General features: G+C 71.0%; 20 protein-coding genes. 10 read left to right on the top strand and 10 right to left on the bottom strand.

Features of this window, described 5'->3' with window-relative positions; all coding sequences use genetic code 11:
* Positions 1-6: 6 nt before the first annotated feature.
* Complete coding sequence (locus tag ASD11_RS01730) at positions 7-750, bottom strand: SDR family NAD(P)-dependent oxidoreductase (protein WP_056282446.1); 744 nt, start codon at positions 748-750, stop codon at positions 7-9.
* A gap of 50 nt (positions 751-800) precedes the next feature.
* Here ASD11_RS01730 and mshA point away from each other — a divergent pair, with 50 nt between their 5' ends.
* The 3 genes from mshA to ASD11_RS01745 all read left to right on the top strand — a co-directional run bounded on the left by mshA (position 801) and on the right by ASD11_RS01745 (position 3,216).
* Entirely contained in the window at positions 801-2,048 is a 1,248-nt protein-coding gene (gene mshA, locus ASD11_RS01735) for a D-inositol-3-phosphate glycosyltransferase (RefSeq protein ID WP_056282451.1), read from the top strand.
* Positions 2,045-2,557 carry a YbjN domain-containing protein gene (locus tag ASD11_RS01740; RefSeq protein WP_056282454.1) on the top strand — a complete coding sequence of 171 codons (513 nt, stop codon included), beginning with the start codon at positions 2,045-2,047 and terminating at the stop codon, positions 2,555-2,557. The genes mshA and ASD11_RS01740 overlap by 4 nt, the downstream gene beginning before the upstream one ends.
* Positions 2,558-2,715: 158 nt before the next feature.
* A complete protein-coding gene (locus ASD11_RS01745) occupies positions 2,716-3,216 on the top strand; it encodes a flavin reductase family protein (RefSeq protein WP_056282457.1) in 501 nt (166 codons plus the stop codon).
* 16 nt (positions 3,217-3,232) lie between these two features.
* Here the strand turns inward: ASD11_RS01745 and ASD11_RS01750 are convergent, their stop codons facing one another.
* From ASD11_RS01750 to sfnG, 3 genes are all read right to left on the bottom strand, one after another.
* A complete protein-coding gene (locus tag ASD11_RS01750) occupies positions 3,233-4,363 on the bottom strand; it encodes an LLM class flavin-dependent oxidoreductase (RefSeq protein ID WP_056282460.1) in 1,131 nt (376 codons plus the stop codon).
* 67 nt (positions 4,364-4,430) lie between these two features.
* On the bottom strand, positions 4,431-5,693 hold the full coding sequence (locus tag ASD11_RS01755) for an acyl-CoA dehydrogenase family protein (RefSeq protein WP_056282463.1): 1,263 nt from the start codon (positions 5,691-5,693) through the stop codon (positions 4,431-4,433).
* A gap of 83 nt (positions 5,694-5,776) precedes the next feature.
* The gene (sfnG, locus tag ASD11_RS01760; RefSeq protein WP_056282466.1) at positions 5,777-6,910 is read right to left on the bottom strand and encodes a dimethylsulfone monooxygenase SfnG; all 1,134 of its coding nucleotides are present in this window, start codon (positions 6,908-6,910) and stop codon (positions 5,777-5,779) included.
* A gap of 144 nt (positions 6,911-7,054) precedes the next feature.
* Here sfnG and ASD11_RS01765 point away from each other — a divergent pair, with 144 nt between their 5' ends.
* Together ASD11_RS01765 and ASD11_RS01770 are read left to right on the top strand one after the other, a co-directional pair.
* Positions 7,055-7,639 (top strand): DsbA family oxidoreductase, encoded by a 585-nt coding sequence (locus ASD11_RS01765; protein ID WP_056282470.1) that lies wholly within the window; start codon positions 7,055-7,057, stop codon positions 7,637-7,639.
* Between the two features lie 13 nt (positions 7,640-7,652).
* On the top strand, positions 7,653-8,399 hold the full coding sequence (locus ASD11_RS01770; RefSeq protein ID WP_056282473.1) for a phosphoglyceromutase: 747 nt from the start codon (positions 7,653-7,655) through the stop codon (positions 8,397-8,399).
* A 93-nt stretch (positions 8,400-8,492) separates the two neighbouring features.
* Here ASD11_RS01770 and ASD11_RS01775 read toward each other — a convergent pair whose 3' ends face one another.
* A complete protein-coding gene (locus tag ASD11_RS01775; protein ID WP_056282475.1) occupies positions 8,493-9,173 on the bottom strand; it encodes a response regulator transcription factor in 681 nt (226 codons plus the stop codon).
* Positions 9,170-10,309 (bottom strand): sensor histidine kinase, encoded by a 1,140-nt coding sequence (locus ASD11_RS01780; RefSeq protein WP_056282478.1) that lies wholly within the window; start codon positions 10,307-10,309, stop codon positions 9,170-9,172. The genes ASD11_RS01775 and ASD11_RS01780 overlap by 4 nt, the downstream gene beginning before the upstream one ends.
* Before the next feature lie 134 nt (positions 10,310-10,443).
* On the opposite strand from ASD11_RS01780, the gene phoU reads away from it, so the two are divergent.
* Positions 10,444-11,088 carry a phosphate signaling complex protein PhoU gene (gene phoU, locus ASD11_RS01785; RefSeq protein WP_056282479.1) on the top strand — a complete coding sequence of 215 codons (645 nt, stop codon included), beginning with the start codon at positions 10,444-10,446 and terminating at the stop codon, positions 11,086-11,088.
* Positions 11,089-11,164: 76 nt separating this feature from the next.
* Here phoU and ASD11_RS01790 read toward each other — a convergent pair whose 3' ends face one another.
* Positions 11,165-11,758 carry a hypothetical protein gene (locus tag ASD11_RS01790; protein ID WP_056282482.1) on the bottom strand — a complete coding sequence of 198 codons (594 nt, stop codon included), beginning with the start codon at positions 11,756-11,758 and terminating at the stop codon, positions 11,165-11,167.
* 165 nt (positions 11,759-11,923) lie between these two features.
* Here ASD11_RS01790 and ASD11_RS01795 point away from each other — a divergent pair, with 165 nt between their 5' ends.
* Entirely contained in the window at positions 11,924-12,409 is a 486-nt protein-coding gene (locus tag ASD11_RS01795; RefSeq protein ID WP_056282485.1) for a CarD family transcriptional regulator, read from the top strand.
* A gap of 69 nt (positions 12,410-12,478) precedes the next feature.
* Here ASD11_RS01795 and ispF read toward each other — a convergent pair whose 3' ends face one another.
* A complete protein-coding gene (gene ispF, locus ASD11_RS01800) occupies positions 12,479-12,955 on the bottom strand; it encodes a 2-C-methyl-D-erythritol 2,4-cyclodiphosphate synthase (RefSeq protein WP_056282489.1) in 477 nt (158 codons plus the stop codon).
* A 35-nt stretch (positions 12,956-12,990) separates the two neighbouring features.
* Between ispF and ASD11_RS01805 the strand changes: the two genes are divergently transcribed.
* Positions 12,991-14,496, top strand: coding sequence for a molybdopterin-dependent oxidoreductase (locus tag ASD11_RS01805; protein WP_235503220.1), 1,506 nt, complete (start codon positions 12,991-12,993; stop codon positions 14,494-14,496).
* Here the strand turns inward: ASD11_RS01805 and ASD11_RS01810 are convergent.
* Entirely contained in the window at positions 14,491-15,750 is a 1,260-nt protein-coding gene (locus ASD11_RS01810; protein WP_056282495.1) for a C39 family peptidase, read from the bottom strand. The genes ASD11_RS01805 and ASD11_RS01810 overlap by 6 nt on opposite strands.
* 92 nt (positions 15,751-15,842) lie before the next feature.
* On the opposite strand from ASD11_RS01810, the gene cysS reads away from it, so the two are divergent.
* Both cysS and rlmB read left to right on the top strand, forming a co-directional pair.
* The gene (gene cysS / locus ASD11_RS01815; protein WP_056282498.1) at positions 15,843-17,255 is read left to right on the top strand and encodes a cysteine--tRNA ligase; all 1,413 of its coding nucleotides are present in this window, start codon (positions 15,843-15,845) and stop codon (positions 17,253-17,255) included.
* Complete coding sequence (gene rlmB / locus ASD11_RS01820) at positions 17,255-18,202, top strand: 23S rRNA (guanosine(2251)-2'-O)-methyltransferase RlmB (protein ID WP_056282502.1); 948 nt, start codon at positions 17,255-17,257, stop codon at positions 18,200-18,202. The genes cysS and rlmB overlap by 1 nt, the downstream gene beginning before the upstream one ends.
* A 76-nt stretch (positions 18,203-18,278) precedes the next feature.
* On the opposite strand, the gene galE is transcribed toward rlmB, so the two are convergent.
* Positions 18,279-19,298 (bottom strand): UDP-glucose 4-epimerase GalE, encoded by a 1,020-nt coding sequence (galE, locus tag ASD11_RS01825; RefSeq protein ID WP_200940032.1) that lies wholly within the window; start codon positions 19,296-19,298, stop codon positions 18,279-18,281.
* Positions 19,299-19,326: the final 28 nt, after the last annotated feature.

The following is a 19,326-nucleotide window of genomic DNA, read 5'->3' on the forward strand; positions in this document are numbered from 1 at the left end:
GGAGGATCAGCCCTCGCGGTGGACCTTGTGCTGCGCCGCCTGGGCGAGCGGCTTCACCACCACGAGGTCGACGTTCACGTGCTGCGGCCGGGTCGCGATCCAGGTGACGACGTCGGCGACGTCGTCGGCCACGAGCGGCTCCTTCACCCCGGCGTAGACGGCGTCGGCGCGCGCCTGGTCGCCGTCGAAGCGCGTGAGCGCGAACTCGTCGGTGCGCACCATGCCGGGCGCCACCTCGCACACCCGCACCGGTCGGCCGACGAGCTCCAGGCGCAGGGTCTCGGTCATCACGGCCACGCCGTGCTTGGCCGCCGTGTAGCCGCCGCCGCCCTCGTAGGCGATGCGGCCGGCGGTGGACCCGACGTTGAGGATCGTGCCGGCGCCGCTCGCCTCGAGGGCGGGCAGCAGGGCGCGGGTCACCCGCAGCGTCCCCAGGACGTTGGTCTCGAACATGTCGCGCCAGTCGTCGGGGTCGGCGTCCTCGACCGGGTCGAGTCCCACCGCGCCACCGGCGTTGTTGACCAGCAGGTCGAGCGTGGGGCCGACGGCGTCGGCCAGGGCGGCGACCTGCGCGGCGTCGGTGACGTCGCACACGACGGCCCGTCCTCCGATCTCGGCAGCGAGCGCCTCGATGCGATCGGCCCGGCGGGCGGCGCAGACGACGGTGTAGCCGGCAGCGGCGAGGGACCGGGCGGACGCGGCACCGATGCCGCTGCTCGCTCCGGTGACGACGGCGGTGGGGTTGTTCATGTCTCCATGCTCCCAGGTGCTGGTTCCCGCGCGGGTGAGACGATGGGGTCGTGAGTCCCGTTCGCCGCATCGCCATGCTCTCGGCGCACACGTCGCCGCTCGAGCAGCCCGGCGTGGGCGACGCCGGCGGGATGAACGTCTACGTCCTGGAGCTCTCGCGCCAGCTCGCGCTGCGCGGGATCGAGGTCGAGGTCTTCACGCGGGCCACCTCGCGGCACCAGGCCGCCTCGGTCGTGGCCGAGGGCGGCATCACGGTGCACCACGTTCCTGCGGGACCCTTCGAGGGCCTCACGAAGGACGACCTCCCCGCCCAGCTCTGTGGCTTCGTGCGCGACGTCCTGCGCGTGGAGGTGGAGCGCGGGCCCGGCTACTTCGACCTGGTCCACAGCCACTACTGGCTCTCCGGCCAGGTCGGCACCGTGGCCGCCGAGCGCTGGGGCGTGCCGCTCGTGCACTCCATGCACACCATGGCCAAGGTCAAGAACGCCCGGCTCGCGCAGGGCGATCGCGCCGAGCCCGCCGGACGCATCGCGGGCGAGGAGGAGATCGTGCGTCTCGCCGACCGCCTCATCGCCAACACCGAGGAGGAGCGCCGCGAGCTGGTGCAGCTCTACGGCGCCGATCCGCAGCACGTCGAGGTGGTGCACCCGGGTGTCGACCTCGACGTCTTCGTGCCGGGCCGCCGCGAGTCCTCCCGCGCCGCGCTGGGCATCGACCCCGAGACGCACCTCGTGCTGTTCGCCGGTCGCATCCAGCCCCTCAAGGCACCCGACGTCCTGGTCGGCGCGGTGGCCGAGCTCGTGCGACGCGACCCGGCCCGGCGGTCCCGCCTCCAGCTCGCCGTGGTCGGCGGCGCCTCGGGCTCGGGTTTCGACCGGCCCACCGCCCTCACCGACCTGGTCCACGACCTCGGTCTCTCCGACGTCGTCCGGTTCGTCCCCACCGTCACGCAGCCTCAGCTCGCCCAGTGGTACGCCGCCGCCGACGTCGTGGGGGTGCCCTCGCACAACGAGTCGTTCGGGCTCGTGGCCATCGAGGCCCAGGCCTGCGGCACGCCGGTGGTCGCGGCGCGGGTGGGAGGCCTCAGCACGGCGGTGGCCGACGGTGTCACCGGCCTGCTCGTCGACGGTCACGACCCGCACGACTATGCCGACGCCCTCGCCCGGCTCCTCGACGACCCGGCGCTCCGCCACGAGATGGGGCTGAAGGCCGTCGCCCACGCCACGGGCTTCGGCTGGGACGTCACCGCCGAGCGCACCCTCGACGTCTATGCCCGCGCCCAGGAAGGCCGTCCATGACCAGCACCAGCGATCCCCGCGAGACCATCCTCCAGGTCGTCCGCGAGTCAGAGCTCGACCACGTCGAGCACGGCAGCAACGTCATCGAGGTCGACCTGCCGGGCGTCCGCAAGCTCAAGACGACGGTGCGGCTCGAGATCGGTCGCCACGCCGTGGGCATCCACGCGTTCGTCGCGCGCAACCCCGACGAGAACCACGAGGGCGTCTATCGCTGGCTCCTGGAGAAGAACCTCAAGCTCTTCGGGGTGGCCTTCGCCATCGACGCCGCGGGCGACATCTACCTCGACGGCCGCATCCCGCTGCACGCGGTGACGCCCGAGGAGGTCGACCGGATCCTCGGTTCCGTCCTCACGTACTCCGACGAGTCGTTCAACACCATCCTGCAGCTGGGCTTCGCGACGTCCATCCGCAAGGAGTGGGAGTGGCGCGAGTCGCGCGGTGAGTCCACGCGCAACCTCGACGCCTTCCAGAACCTGCGTCCCGCCAGCACCGACGACCCAGCGCGCTGACCCGCAGGCGCCCGGGCTGCAGCACCGGCGCAGCGCACCGTACGCCTCAGGACGGACTCGTCGTCCTCCTTCCCAGCCGGTGAGACCGTGCCCTCGACCCGCGTCGCGTTGCCTACCGTCGAGGGCATGGAGATCATCGTCGTCACCGTGGCCAGCGCATGAGCGAGCAGTCCCTCGACGTGGACCCCGAGGTCCTGCGCAAGTCGTTCCGCTCGGCCATGGGCAACGTCGCCGCGGCGGTCTCGGTGGTCACGACCCTCGACGACGGCGTCCCGCACGGCACCACGGTGAGCGCGTTCTCGTCGCTCTCGATGGAGCCGCCGATGCTCCTCGTCTCGCTGGACCGCTCGTCCAACCTGCTGTCCCGGCTGTCGGTGGGCAGCATCGTGGGCGTCAACGTCCTGGCCGCGCACCACGACCAGGTGGCGCTGCGCTTCGCGGGCAAGGGCGACGACAAGTTCGTGGACGTCCCGTGGGAGCTGGAGAACGGCGCTCCCGCCCTGCTCGACCGTCACGCCTGGGTGGCGTTGCGCGTCGCCTCGTTGGTGGAGGCCGGCGACCACGTGCTGGTCCTCGGTGACGTGCTGGACGCCAACACGTCCGACCACCGTCCGCTCACCTACTGGCAGCGGACGTTCGGCACCCATCAGCCGTTCTGAGCGAGCTGCGCCGGGCTCAGGCCAGCACGCCGCGGCGACGCAGGATCGGGAGGACGCCCTCGGCGAACCAGTACGCCTCCTCGACGTGCGGGTAGCCCGACATCACGAACTCCTCGACGCCCACCGCGGCGTACTCCTCGACGAGGTCGGCCACCTCGGTGTGGCTCCCGACGAGAGCAGTGCCGGCGCCGCTGCGCATGAGGCCCACGCCCGACCAGAGGGCCGGGTGCACCTCGAGCGAGCGGGCGTCGTGGCGGTCGAACGTGCCGCCGTGCAGCTCGCGCATGCGGCGCTGGCCCTCGGACTCGCTCGACGCGATCACGGCCTGCGCCTTCTCGACCTCGGCCGGGTCCAGCTGGGCGAGCATCGCGTCGGCGAACGCCCAGGCGTCCTCGGAGCGGTCGCGGCTGATGGTGTGGAGGCGGACACCGAAGCGGACGGTGCGCCCCTCGGCCTCGGCCAGCCCGCGGATCCACGCGACCTTCTGGGCCACGGCGGACGGCGGCTCGCCCCACGTGAGGTACACGTCGGTGTGCTGGGCGGTGACGGGACCCGCGGCGGCCGACGAGCCCCCGAGGTAGATCTCGGGGACCTGCACGGGGCGACGGGTGCGGGCGTCCTCCACGTCGTAGTACTCGCCGGTGAAGCTGGAGCCGGCCTCGGTGAACGACTCACGGAACACCTGGAGGAACTCGGCGGCGCGGGCGTAGCGCTCGTCCTTCTGCACGCGGTCGCCGAAGCGCAGCTGCTCCGAGGGGTCTCCGCCGACCACGACGTTGAGGAGCAGGCGGTTGTCGGAGAGCCGCTGGTAGGTCGACGCCATCTGGGCGAGCAGGGTGGGCGTGACGAGTCCGGGCCGCAGGGCGACGAGGAACTTGAGGCGCGTGGTCTCGGGGATCAGCGCCGACGCCACGACCCACGCGTCCTCGCACGGCGTGCCGGTCGGCGTGAGGACGGCGTCGAAGCCCAGGTCCTCGGCGGTGCGGGCCACCTGGCTGAGGTAGCGTAGGTCGGGCTCCCGGAAGCGGCCGGCGGTGTCGATCGAACCGCCGGCGCGACCCAGGTCGGCGGGGACGCTGTGCCCGCCGCCGACGAGGGCCCGGCTGTCCCCGGTGGTGGGCAGGAACCAGTCGAAGCGCAAGGTCATGCCCGCGAGTCTCGTCGCTCGAGACCCGCGGGCACGCCACGTCTTGCATCGCGGACGGAGCCGCCGATCACGTGTACCAGGTGGGCTCGGGCAGCTCGTTGAGCAGCGCGAAGGCGCCGACCTCGCGACGCTTGTACGCGACCGGGTCGTGCAGGGTGTGGGTGCGTGCGTTGCGCCAGAAGATGTCGAGACCCACCGCGTTGCTCGTGGCGCGAGCGCCCGTGAGCTCGAAGATCTTGGTGCCCACCTCCAGCGCGACGTCGGTCGCGAGCTGCTTCACCGCGGCGATGCGCACGGCGACGTGGCCGCGGGCCTCCGGGGTGAGCGCCTCGCGCTCGGCGTGCAGCAGCGCGGAGATCTCGCGGCCGGCGTCGTCGGCCAGCGCCTGGGCGGCCCAGAGCTGGGACTGCAGCCGTCCGTAGCCCTCGAGGAGGTACCACTCGTCGCGGGCCTGCTCCTTGTCGTCGCCGCCGTAGGGCCACGCGCGGGTGTGGTCACGGGTGTAGGCCGTCGCGGTCTTCAACGCACCCTCGGCGATGCCGAGGTAGAAGCTGGCGAACACCAGCTGGATGGTCGGCAGGTTGAGCGTCGCGTAGTGCAGCGGCTCGAAGGGGGCGAACTCCTTGTCGACGTAGCCGGCTGCCGCCGCCCACGGCACGCGGACGTCGGTGATGGTGACGCCTCCCGACTCCGTGAGGCGCTGACCGAGGTTGTCCCAGTCGTCGTGGAAGGCGATGCCCTCCTGCTGGCTCGGGACGATGGCGAAGATGTGCTGGTCGGTGCCCTCGAGGATGCCCTCGAGCACCGTGAGGTCGCTGACCTTGGAGCCCGTCGAGAACGACTTTCGGCCGTTGTAGACGATCTCGTCGCCCTCGTCGCGGATGGACAGGTCGTGGTCGCGCGGGTTCACGGCGCCGCCGAAGAACAGGTTCTGCGTCGTGTAGAGCTCCTCCACGGCGGCGACCTGCTCCGGCGTGCCGACGAGGCGGACGGCCCAGGCCCACAGGTAGTGGTAGCCGATGAGCTGGCCGATCGAGCCGTCGCCCGACGCGATCTCGCGGATGACCAGGTAGGCGGTCTCCCACGTGAGCCCGGCGCCGCCGTGCTCCACAGGGCCGAGCAACGTGACGAGGCCGGCGTCCTTCAGGAGCTGGACCTCGGCGGTGGGGACGGCCTGGGCCCGGTCGCGCTCGACGGCGTCGGTCGCGAGGATCGCGGCGACGTCGGCGGCACGGTCGAGCCAGCCCTGGGGCGTGGTGGGGCGGGACTGCCCGGCCCACGGGGAGGAGGCGAGCGCCTCCTGGACGGTGATGCTCTCTGCGATGGTCATAGTCTCTTCCTTGTCTCTCTTCAGTGGGATGACACGCCTGTCGGGGCCTTGACCGCCCCGGCAGGCACTTCTTTCGGTCGCGGTCAGCGCGCGGGTGCGAGCTCACCGTCGCGGACGGCCTGTGCCTCGAGCTCGCGCACGAGGGGCAGGACCTTCTCGCCGAAGTAGGCGATGTCCTCGAGGTAGTGCAGGAAGCCCAGCAGGAACAGGTCGACGCCGAGCTTCTTGTACTCGACGATCCGCGTGGCGATCTGCAGCGGTGTGCCGATGAGCCCGGTGCGGAAGCCGTCGTTGTACTGGACGAGGTCGCGGGTGGTGGAGTCGCTCCACATGCCCTTGCCGTCGCCCGTGCTGCTGCCGGCCTGCTGCACGGCCTGGCGGAAGCCCTCGACGGCGTCGGGGTTGGCCTTCGCGATGATCTCCTCGAGCACGGCGTGCGCCTCGTCCTCGGAGTCGCGGGCCACGACGAAGCCGTTGAGGCCGAACTTCACCTGGCCCTCGCGGCCGGCGAGAGCCGCGTTCTGGTTGACCTCGAGGTACTGCTCGGTGAAGCCGTCGAAGTCCTTGCCGTTGGAGAAGTACCAGTCCGAGACCGTGCCACCGTTGCGCCGGGCGGCGGTGGAGTTGCCGCCCTGGAAGATCTCGGGGTGCGGGCGGCCCGGCACGTCGACGGGTCCGGGCTGGAGGGTGAAGTCGTGGATCCGGTAGAAGTCGCCCAGGTGCGTGAAGCCGCCGTCCTCCTGCTTCGCCGTCCAGAGGCCGCGCAGGACCTTGATGAACTCCTCGCTGCGGCGGTAGCGCTCGTCGTGCTCGAGCCACGGCTCGCCGAGGCCCGTGAACTCGTCCTTGAACCAGCCGGAGACCACGTTGACCGCGGCGCGGCCGCCCGAGATGTGGTCGGCGGTGATGATGAGCTTGGCCAGCACGGCGGGGTTCCACAAGCCGGGGTGGACGGCGGCGATGACCTTGAGCTTCTCGGTCTGCGTGAGGAGACCGAGGGAGAAGCTCGTCGACTCGTGCTGCTGGTCGGCGCCGTAGGAGGCGGTGTACCGCACCTGGCTCAGGGCGTACTCGAAGCCGACCTGCTCGGCGAGCTGGGCCACCTTCACGTTGAAGTCGAAGCTCCAGTCGGTGCGCTGCTCGATCGTGCTGGTGACCAGGCCGCCGGAGACGTTGGGCACCCAGTACGCGAACTTCAGTGGATCGGTGGCGCTCATCGCGACCACGTCCTTTCGGGGTCTGGTGTCAGGAACGCCTCGAACGTAGGTGGCTCGGAGGCTCGATCGGGGCGTGCTCAGATCCTGGTCAGAGGGCCCCGGCCTCGCGGAGCCGTGCTACGTGACGTCGCGTAGCGTTGACGTATGCGCGTGCTGGTCTTCTGCGACGTCACCGACCCCTGGTCGTACGTCGGTGTCACCCGTCTGGAGCGGGCTGCGGCCACGTTCACGATCCTCGTGGGCGAGCCCGTCGAGATCGCCTTCCGTGCGGCGGTGCCGGGGGAGCGGGCCGACGTGCGCGACGCCGTCGCCGCGGCCCGCATCAGCGGCATCGACCTCGACGTCGAGGACCTCGTCCCCGCCGACCCCACCGACGCGTGGCGCCTGCTCACGTGGGCCGCGGAGTCCGGCGACGGCGTCCAGCGGGACCTGTTGCACCAGCTCTGGCGGGCGCACTTCCTGGAGGGCGCCGACATCGCCGACCCGTTCGTGCTGGGCAGCCGGGCTGCGCTCGTGGGCCTGGAGCTGGAGACCGCCGAGGCCCTCGTGGCGAGCGACGAGTACGCCGCGCCCGTGGCCCTGCAGCGCGAGACGGCGGAGTCGCTGGGCGTCTCCGAGCTGCCGCACGTCGTCGTCGAGAACACCTGGACGCTGGCGGGCCTGCGCTCGCAGGACGACTACGTGCAGGCGCTCCACCAGATCCACCGCGAGTGGTCCGAGCAGGGCTGAGTAGGCTCGCGCCATGACCTACACGCTCGTCCTGCTGCGCCACGGGCACAGCGAGTGGAACGCCAAGAACCTGTTCACCGGCTGGGTCGACGTCGACCTCAACGAGCAGGGACTCGAGGAGGCCGCTCGCGGCTCCGACCTCCTGCGCGAGGCGGACGTCCTGCCCGACGTGCTCCACACCTCGCTCCTGCGCCGCGCCATCCGGACGGCGCAGATCGTGCTCGACGGCGTCGACCGGCACTGGATCCCGGTCCGTCGCTCGTGGCGTCTCAACGAGCGTCACTACGGCGCGCTCCAGGGCAAGGACAAGAAGGCCACGCTCGAGGAGTTCGGCGAGGACCAGTTCATGGAGTGGCGTCGGTCGTACGACACGCCCCCGCCCGCGCTCGCCGACGACAGCGAGTTCAGCCAGGCCTCCGACCCGCGCTACGCGGACCTCCCCGACGAGCTGCTCCCGCGCACGGAGTGCCTCGCCGACGTGCTCGACCGCATGCTGCCGTACTGGTACGACTCGATCGTCCCCGACCTGCTCGCCGGCAAGACCGTGCTGGTCACGGCCCACGGCAACTCGCTGCGGGCCCTCGTGAAGCACCTCGACGGACTGGGCGAGGACGAGGTCGTCGGCCTCAACATCCCCACCGGCATCCCCCTCGTCTACGAGCTCGACGAGAACCTCAAGCCCGTCACGAAGGGCGGCCAGTACCTCGACGCCGACGCCGCAGCCGCGGCCATCGCCGCCGTCGCCAACCAGGGCCGCTGACCCACCCCCGTCCCCGCGATTTGTGACGTTGCTGCTGTCAAAAGAGCCTCAGGACAGCAACAACGTCACAAATCGGGTCGAACGGGGGCTGGGTCAGGCGTCGAGCTTGTAGCCGAGGCCGCGGACCGTCGTGAGGACGATCGGTGTGGCGGGGTCCTCCTCGATCTTGGCGCGCAGGCGCTTCACGTGGACGTCGAGGGTCTTGGTGTCGCCCACGTAGTCGGCGCCCCACACCCGGTCGATGAGCTGGCCGCGGGTCAGGACCCGGCCGGGGTTGCGCAGGAAGAACTCGAGCAGCTCGAACTCCTTCAGCGGCAGCTTCACCGTGGTGCTGTCGACCGTGACGAGGTGACGCTCGACGTCCATGCGGATACGGCCGGCCTCGAGCGAGGCGTCGTCGTCGACGTCGTCGACCGCGCCGCGACGCAGCACGGCGCGGATGCGGGCCACGAGCTCACGGGGTGAGTAGGGCTTGGTGACGTAGTCGTCGGCGCCCAGCTCGAGCCCCACCACCTTGTCGACCTCGGTGTCCTTGGCGCTCACCATGATGATCGGCACCGACGACTGCAGGCGCAGCTGGCGGCACACCTCGGTGCCCGGCAGGCCGGGCAGCATGAGGTCGAGCAGCACGATGTCGGCGCCGCCCCGCTCGAACTCCGTCAGGGCGTCCGGGCCGGTCTCGGCGATGGCGACGTCGAAGCCCTCCTTGCGCAGCACGTACGACAGAGCCTCGCTGTAGCTTTGCTCGTCCTCGACGACCAGTACCTTGGTCACGCGTTCTCCTCATCGAATTCCTGGGACCGCGAAGGCAGCACCAGGGTGAATGTCGAGCCGGCACCCGGCTCGCTCCAGACGTCGACCGTGCCGCCGTTGCTCGCGGCCACGTGCTTGACGATGGACAGGCCGAGCCCTGTCCCTCCGGTCGAGCGGTGCCGGGCGGGGTCCACCCGGTAGAACCGCTCGAAGATGCGCTCGAGGTCGGCGCCCGGGATCCCGATGCCGTTGTCGGCCACCGTGATGCGCACGTCGTCGTCGAGCTTCTCGGCCGTGACCGCCACGCGGGTGTTCTCCGGGCTGTAGGTCACGGCGTTCTCGACCAGGTTGCTCACGGCGGCGTGCAGCTGGGCGCGGTCGCCGTGCACGAGGAGGTCGGGCTCGATCGACATGGCGATGTCGATGCGCTTGCGCTCCGCCTCGGTGCTGGAGTGCTCGCACGCCTCGCGCACGAGCTCCTCGACCTTGATGAGGTGGGCGTCCTCGCTCGCGACGTCGTTCTGCAGACGGGACAGGTCGATGATCTGCTGGACGAGCCGGGTGAGGCGCTCGCTCTCCACCTGCATGCGCGCGGAGAATCGGATGACGGCCTCGGGGTCTTCGCTGGCCTCGGACACGGCCTCGGCGAGCAGGTTGAGCGCGCCGACCGGCGTCTTGAGCTCGTGACTGACGTTGGCGACGAAGTCGCGGCGGATGGCCTCGACCCGCTGCTCGCGCGTGCGGTCGTCGGCCAGCACCACCACGAGGCGCGACGTGAGGGGGGCGACGCGCACGTGCACGTGGGCGGTGGTGCCGCGCTGGGGGAGCAGGGCGAGGTCGGCCTCGCGCACCTGCCCGTCCCGTCGGACGAGCCGGACCAGGTCGAGGATCTCGTCGGAGACGAGCCGGTCGTCGCGCACGATGCCGAGGACCATGGCCGGTGCCGACGCCTGGATGACGTGCTCGGAGGCGTCGAGGATCACGACGGAGGACGAGAGGACGGACAGCACCGCGTCGGCCCCGGGGGGCACGAGGGGTGCTGCTTCCTGCGGCACGGTGGTCTGGCGGTGCTCGCTGAAGCGCCACACATACGTCACCAGCGCGCCGATCAGGGCTCCGATCGCTCCTGCGACCGCTAGTCCGGTACTGGTCTCCACATTCGTGATCGTAGGCCCCTCTTCATCTCCCGGTCGCCTTCGGAAGCGCTCTGACGTGCGGCTTTCTGCGGCTGTTCACCCCTCGTTCACCGCAGGTCGCCCTCCGTTCACCGCCTCGCCCTAGCCTGATTGCCATGCGTGACCTGTACTACGAACAGCTCGATGCGATCGTCGACGACCTCGTGTCGCTGACCGGCACCGTCCGAAAGGCCGTGTCCGCGTCCACCGCTGCCCTGCTCAATGCCGATGGCCCGCTCGCCGAGTCGGTGATCGCCGGCGACAAGCTCATCGACGACACCACCGAGGAGATCGAGGAGCGCGCACTGCTGCTCCTCGCGACGCAGCAGCCCGTCGCCACCGACCTCCGACAGCTCGTGGCCACGCTGCGCATGCTGACCGACCTCCAGCGCATGGGCGACCTCGCCGTGCACGTGGCCAAGGTCGCTCGCCTGCGCATGCCGGACGTCGCGGTGCCCCCGAACCTGCAGCCCACCATCATGGCGATGGCCTCCGTGGCCGACCAGATGGTGCACGCAGCGTCGCGGATCGTCGCCAACCGCGACGTCGACGCGGCCTCCAAGCTGGAGAGCACCGACGACGAGATGGACCGCCTGCGCCAGGACCTGTTCCGCTCGCTGCTCGGCGGCACGTGGGAGCACGGCATCGAGCCGGCCATCGACCTCGCACTCCTCGGTCGCTACTACGAGCGCATCGGCGACCACGCGGTCTCCATGGCCCGTCGCGTCGTGTACCTCGTCACCGGCGAGCTCAACAGCTGAGCACCGCCCCACCCACCGAACGACGAAGCCCCCGGCCAGCGGCCGGGGGCTCTGTCGTGGTCTCAGGGGCGGTACGTCACTCTGCTGCGCCCTCGGCGCCCTGGGAGGCGACCTCGTTGGGTCCGGCCGCCGCTTCTTCCTCGGCGGCCTTCTCCTCGGCGGCAGCGCCGCCCTCGGTCTCGGCGACGGCGTCGTAGACGCCTTCCTCGCCGCGCTCGACGACGGGCGCCTCGATGCTGACGTCGCCGGCGCCGGCGAAGGTCAGCGTGAGCTTGACGTACTTGCCGGCGACGAGGTCACTGGCGCTCAGGACGATCTCGCCCTCGGAGCCGATCGTGAGGAGCCGGTCGCTCGGGATCTCGACCGTGCTGCTGGGCTCGGCCGTGGCCGGGGCGCCGCCGTCGAGCGGCGTGATGGAAGCGCCGGTGAGCTGCTCGGGCTGCTTGGTCTTGTTGAGCAGGCCGGCCGAGAGCGTGTACGTGTCGTCGTCGTTGGAGACGAGCAGCGCGTTGTAGAGCTGGACGTCGCCGGAGCGCAGGTTGGCACCGATGGCGGGCTGGTAGACCGCGTTGGTCTGGGCGTCGCCACCCGTGCCGCACGCGCTGAGCGAGAGGCCGGCGGCGAGGAGGAGCGAGGCCGTCATGAGGCGGCGGGGGCGGGCCGAGAGCACCGAGGCACCTGTCTTCCGTCGAGGGGCGGGGCAGCGGGCGAGCGGACAGGCTCGACCGCCTCGATCCTATCCGAGGCTGAGGGGAGGCTGGTGCGCACCTTGGAACGCCCGAAGAGGTGCCCGCGAGGCATGTTAGAATGGTCACCTAGGAAAGGTGTCCCTTATATGACTTTCTCTGTCGGCGAAACAGTTGTTTACCCCAATCACGGGGCTGCCGTCATCGAAGACATCGAGACCCGAACCATCAAGGGGGAAGAGCGCGAATACCTCGTCCTGAGGATCGTCGGACAGAACGACCTGGTCGTCCGGGTGCCTGCGTGCAACCTGGATCTCGTGGGCGTGCGTGACGTGGTGGACGAGGAGGGTCTCGAGCGTGTGTTCGGGGTCCTGCGCGCCGAGCACGTCGAGGAGCCCACCAACTGGTCGCGTCGTTACAAGGCCAACCTCGAGAAGCTCCACTCCGGAGACGTTCTCAAGGTCTCCGAGGTCGTCCGCGACCTCTGGCGTCGCGATCACGAGCGCGGACTCTCCGCCGGTGAGAAGCGCATGCTGGCCAAGGCCCGTCAGATCCTCGTCTCCGAGCTGGCGCTCGCTGAGAAGACCAACGAGGACAAGGCAGAGATCAGGCTCGACGAGGTCCTCGCGTCCTGATCCGCAGAACACCGCACGACTGAAGAAGCCCTCGCCGGTGGCGAGGGCTTCTTCGTCGTCCGGGCGGGGTCAGCGCGGCACGACGAGGGCCACGGCGCTCGCGGCCACGCCCTCGCCGCGGCCGGTGAGTCCGAGGCCGTCGGTGGTCGTGGCGCTCACGCTCACGGGAGCGCCGATCGCCTCGCTCAGCACGGCCTGCGCCTCCTCGCGTCGAGGGCCGAGGCGCGGTGTGTTGCCGATGACCTGCACCGAGGCGTTGGCGATCTCGAAGCCCGCCTCGCGCACGAGCCGGGCCGCCTCGGCGAGAAAGGCGGTGCCGTGGGCGCCGGCCCACTGCGGGTCGGCCGTGCCGAAGTGCGAGCCGATGTCGCCCAGGCCGGCGGCCGACAGCAGGGCGTCGACGATGGCGTGGGCGGCGCTGTCGCCGTCGGAGTGGCCCTCGAGCCCGGCATCCTCACCGGGCCACTCGAGGCCGGCCATCCACATGGGTCGACCGGGCACGAGGCGGTGGACGTCGGTGCCGACGCCGACCCGAGGCAGGTTCATAACGCTGATGATGCCTGATCGCGGAGAATGGGCTGGTGAGTGGATCCATGAGGACCTGGGCCGGCGTCGTGGCCGCTGCCGCCGCCATCGCCGTGAGCCAGCTCGTGGCCGCCCTGCTCGGTGTCGTCGAGAGCCCGGTGCTCGCGGTGGCCCAGCTGGCCGTCCAGCTCACCCCGGGCGGGGTCGCCGAGCCGGTCATCGCCACGGTGGGCCGGGCCGACAAGCCCATCGCCATCGTCGTGACGCTGCTGGCCATCGTCGCGCTGGGCGCCGTGATCGGCCGCTGGTGGCCGTCGGTCAAGGCCAACGCGCTGGTCGTCGTGCTCATCGTGCTGTCGGCAGCGGCCGTGGTCGCCCGCCCCAACACCACCGTCGGCGGGCTCCTGGCGTGCGCCGCGGGCGGACTCGTCCTGGCCGGCGTGCTGGGGCTCCTGATCCGGACCCCTTCGACCCACGCCCGACCCGACGCCGAGGATGCCGACGGACGCCGACGCTTCCTGCGCCTGAGCGGGCTGCTGGCCCTGGGTGCGGTGGTGGCCGGGGGGCTCGGCGAGGTGCTGTCGGCGCGGTCAGCGCGCCGGGCCGACGTCGAGCGGGCCCGCTCGGTCCTGGCCTCCGCGCCCGGCCGGGTGCCGGCCCCCGCCGGCACCGACCTGGGCATCGCGGTCCAGCCCCGCTGGAAGACGCCCAACGGCGAGTTCTACCGGATCGACACGGCCCTCACCGTGCCGCTCATCGACCCCGCCGACTGGACGCTGCGCATCCACGGCATGGTCGACCGACCCATGACCCTGACGTACAAGGACCTCGTGGACCGCGGTCTCAAGGACGCCTGGATCACGATGTGCTGCGTCTCCAACCCGGTGGGCGGCGACCTCATCTCCAACACCGTCTTCAGCGGCGTCCCGATCGCCGACATCCTGAAGGAGGTGGGGGTGCAGGCCGACGCCGACTGCCTGTTCTCGACGTCCGACGACGGCTGGACCTGCGGGACCCCGGTCTCGGCACTCACCGACGGCCGCGACGCGCTCCTGGCGCTCGAGATGGACGGCGTGCCGCTGCCGATCGAGCACGGCTTCCCCGTCCGCCAGGTGGTGCCGGGGCTCTACGGCTACGTCTCGGGCACCAAGTGGGTGGTCGACTGGGAGCTGACGCAGTTCTCGAAGGTCAGCGCCTACTGGACCGACCGGGGCTGGGCCGAGCAGGGCCCCATCAAGACGGAGTCACGGATCGACGTCCCGCGCAGTGACGTGAAGGCCGGGCGCGTCCCGGTCGCGGGCGTCGCGTGGGCTCCGCATCGCGGCATCGAGGGGGTGGAGGTGCGGGTCGACGGCGGACGGTGGCAGGAGGCCACGCTCGCGAGGGTCCCGTCCACCGACACCTGGGTGCAGTGGTCGTGGGACTGGGACGCCTCCGAGGGCGACCACGTCGTGGAGGTGCGCGCCATCGACAAGGGCGGCGAGCCGCAGACGGCCGTGCGGGCCGAGCCGATCCCCGACGGGGCGAGCGGCTGGCACCGGATCAGCGTCTCGGTGTCATGACCACCGGGCGGTCGGGGTGGGGAGCTTCTTCGTCGCCGGGTGCATGACGTACACGACGCCACCGCTGCCCCCGAGCCACGCCTTCTCCAGCTGGGCGCGCTTGTAGGTGCGCCGGACCGAGGTGTTGCGGGGCCCCGCAGGGTCGTTCACCACGACGTCTCCGGACTTCGTGAAGCCGACGATCACCAGCAGGTGGCCCGGGGTGGAGGTGAGCGGCGAGCCGGTGAGGCCGCCCCTGCTGAACGCGATCGACGCGACGAGCGGGATGCCCGCCTTGATGAACTGCTCGGCCTCGCGCAGGTCGTACAGGCGCGTGACGTAGGAGTCGAGGCCGTAGCGGCCGGCGTACGCGGTGTTGAACGGCCAGTTGCCGGTGCCCTGGTAGCGCCGGTCGTACGTGTAGCGCGCGGCGTGGTCGACCTGGCCGTCGACGCCCTTCTCCCAGGCGTGGTCCTTGGCCGTGGGGCCGGACTTGAAGTACTTCAGCACCATCGAGGTGGAGGTGGGGGAGCACCAGGCCTCACCACCGTTGTCCCACTCGGGGTGATGGCCCTCGTGGACCATCTGCGAGTACGTGGGCACGGCGAGCGTCTTGGCGGCCGTCATGGACGTCCGGCTCGTGGCGGTGGACCGCGTGGAGTAGCTCGAGACCGCGGCGGCCACCGAGGTGACGACGGGGGAGGCGGTGGCTCCGGGCCTGCGCACGAGGTCGACCTTGAGCTGGTAGCCGTCGAACGTGGTGCCCTGGGCCGCCGTGACGGTGTCGACGTTCACGGCGGACCGGTCGTCGGCCTGGGACGTGCTGGAGGTCTTGTGGATGCTGGCGTCGGTGAAGGACCACCGCGCGACGACGTCCCAGCTGCCGGTCTTGGAGCCCGACCGGACGCGGGCGCTCACCCGGATCCAGGTGTCGGAGCCGGTGGTGGCGTTCCACGAGGGGATGAGCCGGGTGGCGTCCTTCGTGCCGAAGTCGGCGCTGCGCCACGGCGAGGTCCAGGTGCCGTAGGACCACGTGCGCTGCGTGCCCCAGGGGTCGTCGTAGGTCATCGACCGCTTGGGTGTCGTGAGGAGCAGCGAGCCGTTGCTGGCCTTCACACCGTCGGAGGTCCCGGCCGAGAACTGGCTCGTGCTCGACCACTTGGCCAGGCGCGCCTTGTCGCTCGAGGCGGCCTGGGCGGGCGTCAGCGACGTGGCGAGGAGCGTGGCGGCGACGACGGCCGTGAGGCCGACCCGGCCGGGGAAGAGGCGAGGCATCTCCCGATGATAGGTGACTTCTGGGGCTCGTGGGACTGCTGTGACGATCTCGCGTTGCGGGACCAGTGCCCGCGGACCGGTAGGATCGGCGGGTGACGATCCGCCTCCACGACACCGCCACGCGGCAGCTGCGCGAGCTCGACCCGGTGATCCCGGGTCATGTCGGCATCTACCACTGTGGCCTGACGGTGCAGGGGCCGCCGCACATCGGGCACATCCGCAAGGAGGTCGTCTTCGACGTCCTGCGGCGCTGGCTCGAGCGGGCCGGCTACGACGTCACCATCGTGGCCAACGTGACCGACATCGACGACAAGATCCTGGCCAAGGGCGAGGAGCAGGGCCGGCCCTGGTTCGCCGTCGCCTACGAGAACGAGCGCGCCCTCCACGCCGCCTACGAGGTGCTGGGCTGCCGCCCGCCCACGTACGAGCCCCGCGCCACCGGTCACGTGCCGGAGATGATCGAGATGATGCAGACCCTCATCGAGAAGGGTCACGCGTACGCGGCCGACGACGGCTCGGGCGACGTCTACTTCGACGTCCGGTCCTGGCCCTCCTACGGCGAGCTGTCCAACCAGAAGGTCGACGACATGCTGCCCGCGCCGGACGCCCCGCCCGAGGGCAAGCGCGACCCCCGCGACTTCGCGCTCTGGAAGGGCCACAAGGACGGCGACCCCGAGTCGGCGTCGTGGCCCACCCCGTGGGGCCGTGGCCGGCCCGGCTGGCACCTGGAGTGCTCGGCCATGGCGGCCAAGTACCTCGGCCACGAGTTCGACATCCACGGCGGCGGCCTCGACCTACGGTTCCCGCACCACGAGAACGAGCTCGCGCAGTCGCGCGCGGCCGGTCAGCCGTTCGCCCGACTCTGGATGCACAACGCCATGCTCAACCTGGGCGGCTCCAAGATGGCCAAGAGCGTCGGCAACACGCTCATGGTGAGCGAGGTCGTGAAGCGGGTCCCCGCCCCGGCGCTGCGCTACTACCTGGCCGCCGCCCACTACCGCTCCATCATCGAGTTCTCCGAGGAGGCGCTCGCCGAGGCGGCCACCGCCTACGAGCGCATCGAGGGATTCGTCCGGCGGGCCGTCGCGCTCACCGGTCCGGTGGAGCCGGGCGAGGTGACGCTCCCGTTCGCCCACGCGATGGACGACGACCTCTCGGTGCCGGCGGCACTCGCCGAGGTGCACCGTGTGGTGGCCGAGGGCAACCGCCTGGTCACCGAGAACGACGTCGAGGGCCTCCGGCTCGCGCTGGCCTCGGTCCGCGCCATGCTCGACGTCCTGGGCGTCGACCCGCTCTCGGCGCACTGGGCGCAGTCGTCCGGGGGCGACGACCGCACGCACGAGGCGCTCGGCACCCTCGTGGAGGCGCTGCTAGAGCAGCGCCAGGAGGCCCGGGCGAACAAGGACTTCGCCACGGCGGACCGAGCACGCGACCAGCTGGCAGCCGCCGGGGTCGAGATCGAGGACACGGCGCAAGGACCGCGCTGGAAGGTGTTGGACAACTGATGGCAGGCAACAGCCAGCGTCGAGGCGCGATCAAGAAGACCGGCAAGGGCAACCCCACCGCCGGCTCCGGTGGACGGCGTCGGCAGGGACTCGAGGGCAAGGGCCCCACGCCCCGTGCCGAGGAGCGCCCCAACCACAAGAAGTACAAGATCAACCGGGCGGTCGACCGGCGCGAGGCCGCCCGCCCCAAGCGCAACAAGGACGACGGCGGACCCGAGTGGGTGGCCGGACGCAACTCGGTGCTCGAGCTGCTGCGGGCCACCGTGCCGGTCGCGGGCCTCTACATCGCCGAGGGCATCGAGCGCGACGACCGCGTGCGGGAGATCTTCAAGCTCGCCGCGGACCAGCACGTCTCCATGCTCGAGATCGGCCGCGTGGAGATGGACAAGCTCACCGGTGGCGCCGTGCACCAGGGCGTCGCGGCCAAGCTCAACGCCTACGACTACGCGCACCCCGACGACCTGCTCAAGATCGCCGAGGACCTCGGTGAGCCGCCGCTCATCATGATGCTTGACGGCGTGACCGACCCGCGGAACCTCGGTGCGGTCGTGCGGTCGGCGTCGGGCTTCGGCGCCCACGGCGTGGTCATCGCCGAGCGTCGCGCTGCGCAGATGACGGCCTCGGCGTGGAAGACGTCGGCCGGTGCGGCGGCGCGGGTCCGCGTGGCCCGGGCCACCAACCTGACGCGTCAGCTGAAGGCGTACCAGGAGGCCGGCTGCATGGTCGTGGGCCTCGCCGCCGACGGCGACGTCGAGCTGCCCGACCTCGACATCGCCGACGGTCCGCTCGTCGTCGTGATCGGCAGCGAGGGTAAGGGCATCTCCCGCCTCGTCGGGGAGACGTGCGACCAGCTCGTGAGCATCCCCATGAGCACCGGGCTGGAGTCGCTCAACGCCGGCGTCGCGGCAGGCGTCGCGCTCTACTCCATCAGCCAGGCCCGCCGCTAGCAGTCCGAGATTCGCGGGTCCATGCACCGTCTGCGCTGACGCATCGGTGCATGGGGCCGCGAATCTCGCGGTGGGGTCAGTCGGGGAAGCCCTCGGGGTTGCCCGACTGCCAGCGCCACGTGTCGACGCACATGTCGTCGATGGTGCGTGAGGTACGCCAGCCCAGCTCCTCGGCGGCCCGGGTGGGGTCGGCCCAGAAGGCCGGGAGATCGCCCGAGCGGCGCTCCACGATCTCGTGCGGCAGCTCGTGCCCGACGGCACGCTCGAACGCGTGCAGCATCTCCAGCACCGACGTGCCCTCGCCGGAACCGAGGTTCCAGGCCCGCACGAGCGGGTCGCCCGCGGTGATGGCCTGCAGGGCGGCGACGTGTCCCTCGGCGACGTCGTCGACGTGGATGAAGTCGCGCTCGCACGTGCCGTCCTTCGTCGGGTAGTCGCCGCCGAAGATCGAGAGCTTCTCGCGCCGGCCCACGGCCACCTGGGCGATGAAGGGGACGAGGTTGTTGGGGATGCCCTGCGGGTCCTCGCCGATGAGGCCCGACGGGTGCGCGCCCACGGGGTTGAAGTACCGGAGCAGGGCGATGCGCCACGTGGGGTCGGCCACCGCGACGTCGGTGAGGATGCGCTCGACCATGACCTTGGTCTGGCCGTAGGGGCTCGAGGAGTCGAGCCGGTCGAAGTCCTCGGTGTACGGCACAGGAGCCTCGGCGCCGTAGACCGTGGCCGACGACGAGAACACGATCGTGCGGACGCCGTGCTCGGCCATGGCGTCGAGCAGCGTGTAGGTGGAGCCGAGGTTGTTCTCGTAGTACCGCAGGGGCTGGGCCACGCTCTCGCCTACCGCCTTGAGCGCGGCGAAGTGGATGACGGCGTCGAAGGTCCTCTCGCCGAACAGCCGGCCGAGCGCGGCACGGTCGCGCAGGTCGACGTGGTGCAGCGGGACGGTGGCCCCGGTGATCTCCTCGATACGGGCGATGGCGGTGGGCTTGCTGTTCACGAAGCTGTCGACGACCTCCACCTCGTGGCCGGACGCGAGGAGGGACACGACGGTGTGGGAGCCGATGTAGCCGGCGCCGCCGGTGACGAGGACACGCATGAGGTCCAACCTACCGACGCCCGCCCTG

Origin of the sequence: Aeromicrobium sp. Root495 (assembly GCF_001426755.1) — a bacterium.
In the GTDB taxonomy this organism is placed as follows: Bacteria; Actinomycetota; Actinomycetes; order Propionibacteriales; family Nocardioidaceae; genus Aeromicrobium.